The organism is Rhodococcus sp. MurmanLake-1 (assembly GCF_056945715.1).
On sequence record NZ_JBWZNF010000037.1, the window covers coordinates 1 to 5,200 of the forward strand.

5 protein-coding genes are annotated in these 5,200 nt (G+C 59.3%); 2 read left to right on the plus strand and 3 right to left on the minus strand.

What is annotated here, in order from left to right; translation table 11 throughout:
* Window positions 1–831: hypothetical protein (locus AC2ETI_RS32365; RefSeq protein ID WP_483635027.1), on the plus strand; the 831-nt coding region annotated here is incomplete at its 5' end.
* A gap of 431 nt (window positions 832–1,262) precedes the next feature.
* Here the strand turns inward: AC2ETI_RS32365 and AC2ETI_RS32370 are convergent.
* From AC2ETI_RS32370 to AC2ETI_RS32380, 3 genes are all read right to left on the minus strand, one after another.
* Window positions 1,263–2,093, minus strand: a complete 831-nt coding sequence (locus AC2ETI_RS32370; RefSeq protein ID WP_483635028.1) for a hypothetical protein — start codon at window positions 2,091–2,093, stop codon at window positions 1,263–1,265.
* Complete coding sequence (locus tag AC2ETI_RS32375) at window positions 2,071–3,168, minus strand: helix-turn-helix domain-containing protein (RefSeq protein WP_483635029.1); 1,098 nt, start codon at window positions 3,166–3,168, stop codon at window positions 2,071–2,073. Before AC2ETI_RS32375 ends, AC2ETI_RS32370 begins: the two co-directional genes overlap by 23 nt.
* Window positions 3,169–3,803: 635 nt before the next feature.
* Window positions 3,804–4,064: a hypothetical protein gene (locus AC2ETI_RS32380; protein WP_483635030.1), complete on the minus strand. Its 261-nt coding sequence runs from the start codon at window positions 4,062–4,064 to the stop codon at window positions 3,804–3,806.
* Between the two features lie 351 nt (window positions 4,065–4,415).
* On the opposite strand from AC2ETI_RS32380, the gene AC2ETI_RS32385 reads away from it, so the two are divergent.
* On the plus strand, window positions 4,416–5,200 hold a 785-nt coding region (locus AC2ETI_RS32385), incomplete at its 3' end, for a CBASS oligonucleotide cyclase (protein WP_483635031.1).

The following is a 5,200-nucleotide window of genomic DNA, read 5'->3' on the forward strand; positions in this document are numbered from 1 at the left end:
GTCGCAACTCCCATTCTCACGCCGAGGACCAGCCCGTCTACTTCAGTCCTGCGTCAGCAACGTCCATACCCGCAACAGCTAATCACACTGCTTCGCAGTCAGGATTCGACTCTGGCACGGCTATCGATCGAGAAAGCACGTGAGGCGTTGACTCGGGCACTGCAGGAGGAGTCATCACCAGCACACAAGGACGAGCTGTGCACGGCCCTCCTGAAAACTGTTATACCCATCGTCGATGAGCTGGGCACACCGGGACGGATTGTGTGGGGGCCGCACGACCTCGCGACGCACTGGGTGGGTGCGGACGTACTGACGGCCATCTCCGATGCCGCTGACCCCGCCCCCATCAATCAAGCCATGGAGCTGTCACCCAGCACCCAGACGCGAATTTCAATTCTGCGTGCCGCGAAAAACTCCATTCAAAACCAGCGGTGGTGGAATCCGGTCTTAGAGGCAGCTCTGCCTGGAGCGCAGGAAGAATTCCTTGCTCATCTGGGCGAACAAGATCAAGCGCTGATCGAGCGACCCGATCTGATCGACTTCTTCCGTACAGCCCACAACGCCGATGTTGACCTTGGCGCGCTCCACCTCGCGATTGCAGATGCGATCACCGCCGGACAGTTCGAAATAGACCATCTTGCATCCCGTTTCATTCATCCTGGCAGCGCAAGCCAGTTCTCAACGGACCAAGTCGGGTTCGATGTCATCGCGCCACGCGTGGACTATCAGTGGTATCGAAAGCCCCAAGGAGAGTTCGTCGTCGATGCGGATAACTGGGTAGGTAGGCGGACTTTGGCAGCCGGGCGCATTAGGCGACCGACCGACGATTGAGCCTCTAGGACTTCCGAGACCAGACACGACACAGCAGAGGCGTCATGCTTGAGTAATCTGCTTCACCCTTCTCTGCTCGCGCGTGTCGGACCTTCCATACGCTGACGAGGCAACATGCGACCTGAACGGCAGATTGCTGGAGATACGGCAGGTTGAGGTCCCTCGCGAGTTCGACCTGTCGTCGACGAAGATGTTTGAAGCCTAGGCGGGAAGTACTGCAACGATCGCGAGGACGGGTCCGCATGACCGATGCGCTGCGCGAGTACGGGGCGCGCTGTTGAGCTCGTTACTGCCTCGATGCGACTACTGACCTTGGCATGCGTGAGCGAATCATCCTGCGCAGGAAGTTGTTTGCAGGCTGACGAGTTCCTGGGGTCGCTTTTCGGGCGGTGTCGACGAAGGCGATAACCGGTTCCGGTGGAGGGTTGGCATCAGGCTCCACCGAGCTCGAACAGTAGGTCTTCGACCAGGATTGACGTGGCAGCCGCGACCTGGGTGGGGTTGCCGATACCTTCTTCGGCTTTACCTGCCATGACTGATCCGAGAGCGGTGGGGGTTGCGAATAGTTCTCTCATCCACTCGGTGGCGTGTTCGGTCGTCGCCTTACTGATCGGGTTGGCGAGAAGACCACCGAACGCGACGGCGAGGTCTTCGGTTTCATGCGCGACGAGGAGGCGGTACAAGTCGTGGGCGTCCTTGTTCTGCAGCCTGTCTGGTGAACCCTGCCGTTCGTGGATTTTGTGGATTTTCGCCACGATGAGCGCTGCCGGACCTGCCACGAGGGCGGCTCGTGATCGTTCATCGTTCTCGTCGAGAGAAGGGATGGTCATCAGGCTGTTGTCGACGACGCATCCTTCGAGTCCCACGGCTATTCGCAATGCCATATTGTCGTGTGGTGGGAGCCGAGGCGAGCGCGCTTTCTTCTTCGTTCGGTTGGAGAGGCCGTGGGGGACCATGAGGTCGACCGGTATTCCGTCGGCGCTGACCCAGGCTCCGGGGAGGTTGTTCGCGTTCAGATAAAAGCCTGCTTGAGCCATTGCTTCTTCGAGGTGTGGATCATTTTTGAGATTGTGGGGATTGATTGCGAGGTCGCTGTCTTTGGTCGATTCCGCCAGGGCGACCACGGCTGCGCCGCTTCGTAGATATACGGCCTGGGCGCCGATTACGATCAGGGAATCCCGATGTTGGTCGAGTGCGTCGAGTGCGTCGAGCAATGTGCTGCGGGCTTGTACGAGGAGATTATCGTCGCCAGGCTGATTCATGAGCTTGCATCCATTCCAGGAGTTCTTCGCCTTCGGCGGGGTTGCGTCCGGGACCGGACAGGAGATCGACGGCCACCTGTTCGATCGCAGCGATCGTGTAGCCCTCCTTGACATCTGAGGTCTTGTCGAAGACCACGGGGTACTCCGGTTCACCCAGGATCACGTTCGCGGCTTCGGCTGTGGAGTCGTCCACCGGATGTAGGCGCCACTTCTTTGCTGCTTCTGCCGCATTCTCGGTGTAAATGAACGCGGCACGAGCTGGTGCGTACGGAGCCCACTGCGCCGCCGCGACAGATCCGGTAACGGCGTAACGAAAATTCGGGCTTTCCCGCTGTGCAATATTTTTCATCAAGTGAGGAAGCCCACGAGGGTCGATGAACCGATATGCATGGGTGTTCTCGGCGAAGCTGTAGTCGCGACTCCATCTCCGTAGTAGGCGAGTCCAGTCGGTGACCTCGAACCGTCTGTCCGCAGTTCTGGTCACCAGCTCCTCTTCCTGGAGGTATTCCAGGACTCGATACGTTGCGCCGGTCGAGACCCCGGAGCTGTCGACGAGTTCACGCGCCGACCACGTTCTGCCGTCGCCGGCCAGTGTCCGGACAAGCCTCGCGGCGGGTTCACCTTTGAGCGTCGCCCGGGGTCGGCCAGGGCCGCGGTTCGGGTCGTGGCTCAGTCCCCGATCGCGCAGGACCAAGGCTGGACGCCTGGCGGTGATCATCATATTGCCCGTTGCGTCGACGTAAGACAGGTTCAGCTCGCGCAGAATTTCCTGAACGGGAGGGGAGATGTAGCGGGCCATCACCATCGCCTGTGCACGCGTGTCTTCGGTCGCCTCGTCGAGTCGACGGGCCGCCGTGCCTATATCCCGCCGGTTCACGATGCGCTTGACCTCGACCACGAAGAGTGCCGTCTCGTCGTCCGGTGTTGTGATCGCGAGTTTGCCGTCTACGCCGCGGTCACTGGTCTGGTTGCCGAAATATGCTTCTGACGTGGCATTCCAGTCGTCCGGTAGAAGTTTGCGGATCTGTTCCGTGCATAGGCGCAGGATATTTCGCTCGCTGGCCGTTGCTGACATACATCACCTCCTTTGTTCTCGAATAATAGCATGTTCCGCTGTTAATCGGAGTTAGGAGATTTCGCGAACGGGATGGTGATCGCGAGAGGAACGGGGAGGCCATCCTCGGAGTAGGGCGGGGTCAGGGGTAGGCGCTGTCTCCTCACGGCCCGTAGAGCTACGAGGGTGTGACGTTCGTCGTTGTTGGTCCAGATATCGCGGAGTTGATGTCCAACAAGGACGGATATTCGAGTTCGTGAGAGATTATGTTCGTCGAGGAAAAGCCGTCACGGTTCCCTTCTGGGCGATTGTGTACGGCGAAATGATCGAGTCTGTCTTTCGTGCAGGTTTCGATGGTGTCGGCGACGAACTCAGTGGAGCTTTCCATAGCCGCATTGTCCGTCGACGTAGTCGACGCCCTCGACGGAGGGCACTATAAAATTTCTGAGAAGCCTTGTGTAACATGAACTTTACGTGCTACGGAGTGGATCACTCCGTGCCCGATCATGAGGGCCACGTGTCGCTTACTGTTCGCTGAGCCATCCGAGTACCTTCAGGGCCTTCGTCGCAACCTGCTGATGGCGGGATCGAGCCGGCTACTGCGTCGTAACAGCTGTGTTCCGGGCGTATGCGGCCGCCAAAGGGGTGGAACGCCTCTACGTCCTGACGACGCAGGTCTGGCCGCACGAACGCTCGGGTAGATAACGGTGGGTAGATATCGGCTTCGGGTACGGGAAGGTGACCTGGAACGCGATCCACGAGGTCTGCTGCTCGTAGGCCGGTGCGAGCCGGAGGGGAGAGGGGATCCGGGCGCCGCCCGCTCCGTCGTTATCGAACGTGGCAGTGGTGTCCGAGAACGTGTGCCTGAGTTCTTTGATCTCTTCCGCTTTTGCTTCGGTGATTGGTGTCATGCTCACGAGTTGTCGTCCCGGTGCACGCAGAACCGGTCTCCTCATCATGGAAAGCACTACCAGTAGCCCTAAGTAGGAGGAGTGGCCCGTGCAGTCGCACGCCTATGGCACCCTTTACCGCGAATATCATGGATGTTGTTCGCAACATCTCGTGCTGTAGGTTTATGTCGGGCACAAGATATAGACTGAAACCACCGAAAGCCCCGGTCCTAATCCGGGAATCGGACGGCAACGAGGCTCTGCGGTGGGTGAACTTGTCTAGGGTTCCCAACCAACGTAACTCTTCCACCACGCCATGGCAAAAGAAACGCCCTGGTCGGGTTCGGTTTGGCGTTTTCGGTGGAGGTAAGACTGTCTGTGCATAGCTACGTAACTCATGCCGACCTGGCCACGTTCGCGGTCAATAAGGTCAACGTCCCGTCCGAGACGGCGAAGTCGCGGCGTACTCAAGTCACGCACTTGCGTAATCGCCTTGAGGCCTACATCAAAGACCACCCCGACTACGACCTCGTCAAGATGCGCGGGTCGGGCAGCGTCGCCAAACACACCGCCATCAGGACAAGCTCCGATACCGACATCGCCGCGTACGTACGCGCCGCTGCAGTCGGAGGCGTGGACGTTGACGAGACCAAGCTGCTGGAGTGGCTCTGCGAACGTTGCAAGGAGGTCTACGGCGCAACCAAGGATGCCAGCGACTTTGAGATTTCACACCATGCGGTTGGCATCACGATGCGCGGCACCGGACTCAAAATCGATGTCGCCCCCGTGCTTTACGAGGGCGAGCCGGACGATCGCGGACACCTTGTCACTCAGACCGGCGACCGGGTCCTGACATCGGTGACACTGCATAAAGAGTTTCTGAATAAGCGGCGAGGGGTGGCCGGTCCCGAGTACAAGGAGTTCATCCGGCTGGTCAAGGCGTTCGTCCACCGCGCCAAGGTCGAGGCGGCCGCCTCCGGACCGGAGCTTCGCTTCAAGTCGTTCCTCGTCGAGCTCATCGCTGCGCACCTGTGGGACAACGGCTGGCTGTCGAAGCCATTTGCGATCGACGACTACCCCCGAGCTTTCGAGCAGTTCCTGGCCTACATCGTCATGACGGAGCTCAGGGAACCGATCGTCTTCACCGATTACTACCAGGAAAG